This is a genomic window from Paenibacillus sp. JGP012, from assembly GCF_014203995.1.
In the GTDB taxonomy this organism is placed as follows: domain Bacteria; phylum Bacillota; class Bacilli; order Paenibacillales; family Paenibacillaceae; genus Paenibacillus; species Paenibacillus silvae.
In genome coordinates, this window is record NZ_JACHKG010000067.1 from 1 (window position 1) to 1,418 (window position 1,418).

The window sequence follows — 1,418 nt, forward strand, 5'->3', positions numbered from 1 at the left end:
ATTCGCCCTATTCAGACTCGCTTTCGCTGCGGCTCCGGCTCTTCACCTTAACCTTGCACGGGAACGTAACTCGCCGGTTCATTCTACAAAAGGCACGCCATCACCCCTAAAACGGGCTCTGACTTTTTGTAAGCACACGGTTTCAGGTTCTATTTCACTCCCCTTCCGGGGTGCTTTTCACCTTTCCCTCACGGTACTGCTTCACTATCGGTCGCTAGGAAGTATTTAGCCTTGGCAGATGGTCCTGCCGGATTCATACGGGGTTTCACGTGCCCCGCACTACTCGGGATCCGTCTCGGAGAGAGCAGACTTTCAATTACAGGGCTTTTACCTTCTTTGGCGGGCCTTTCCAGACCTCTTCGTTTAACCGGCTCCTTTGTAACTCCATGTGAGACGTCCCACAACCCCAAAGAGCAAGCTCTCTGGTTTGGGCTTCTCCGCGTTCGCTCGCCGCTACTGACGGAATCACTGTTGTTTTCTCTTCCTCAAGGTACTTAGATGTTTCAGTTCCCCTGGTATGCCTCTACACAACCTATGTATTCAGTTGTGAGTAACTGGATATTACCCCAGCTGGGTTTCCCCATTCGGACATCCCCGGATCAAAGCTTGCTTACAGCTCCCCGAGGCAGTTTCGTTGTTCGCCACGTCCTTCATCGGCTCCTAGCGCCTAGGCATCCTCCGTGTGCTCTTAGTAGCTTAACCATCGTGCTCCGGTTTCGACTGCTCGCTTCCCTTGTTTTGCTTCGCAAAGCCAAAAGTCGCTCACATCCGATACCATCGCAACTGCAATGTTCACTACCGTTTTTATTGAAACTTGTTCAACACAAGTTCAGCTAAAAAGGAATGTTCTAATTCGCGTTTGTTTCGTTTCGATATCTAGTTTTCAAAGAACAAGCTTGTAAAATCTTGTTGGTGGAGCCAAGCGGGATCGAACCGCTGACCTCCTGCTTGCAAGGCAGGCGCTCTCCCAGCTGAGCTATGGCCCCATATATAATTTAAGTTGTGTAAATGGTGGGCCCTGGTGGACTCGAACCACCGGCCTCACCCTTATCAGAGGTGCGCTCTAACCAACTGAGCTAAGGGCCCACAATATATAAGTTTCGAACCCGTAATGGGTTACGCTTGGCGGCGTTCTACTCTCCCAGGACCCTGCGGTCCAAGTACCATCGACGCTGAAGGGCTTAACGGTCGTGTTCGGGATGGGAACGTGTGGAACCCCTTCGCTATCGCCACCAAACGTTTGAGAGTTTGAGCTCTCAAAACTGAGCAACGAGTGAGTAAGTTTGCAGCTGAGCTGCTTATTTGAATGTTTCCGCTCGGGAAACGATTCTCCATAGAAAGGAGGTGATCCAGCCGCACCTTCCGATACGGCTACCTTGTTACGACTTCACCCCAATCATCTATCCCACCTTCGGCGG

2 tRNA genes and 3 rRNA genes are annotated in these 1,418 nt (G+C 51.2%); all 5 read right to left on the bottom strand.

The window, feature by feature from the left end:
* Nucleotides 1–702: ribosomal RNA gene (locus HNR77_RS29845) — 23S ribosomal RNA — on the bottom strand; the annotation flags it as partial.
* A gap of 208 nt (nt 703–910) precedes the next feature.
* Nucleotides 911–986, bottom strand: a tRNA-Ala gene (locus HNR77_RS29850).
* 23 nt (nt 987–1,009) lie between these two features.
* Nucleotides 1,010–1,086 (bottom strand) — tRNA-Ile (locus tag HNR77_RS29855).
* A gap of 34 nt (nt 1,087–1,120) precedes the next feature.
* Nucleotides 1,121–1,237, bottom strand: a 5S ribosomal RNA gene (rrf, locus tag HNR77_RS29860).
* Between the two features lie 100 nt (nt 1,238–1,337).
* A 16S ribosomal RNA gene (locus tag HNR77_RS29865) occupies nt 1,338–1,418 on the bottom strand; the annotation flags it as partial.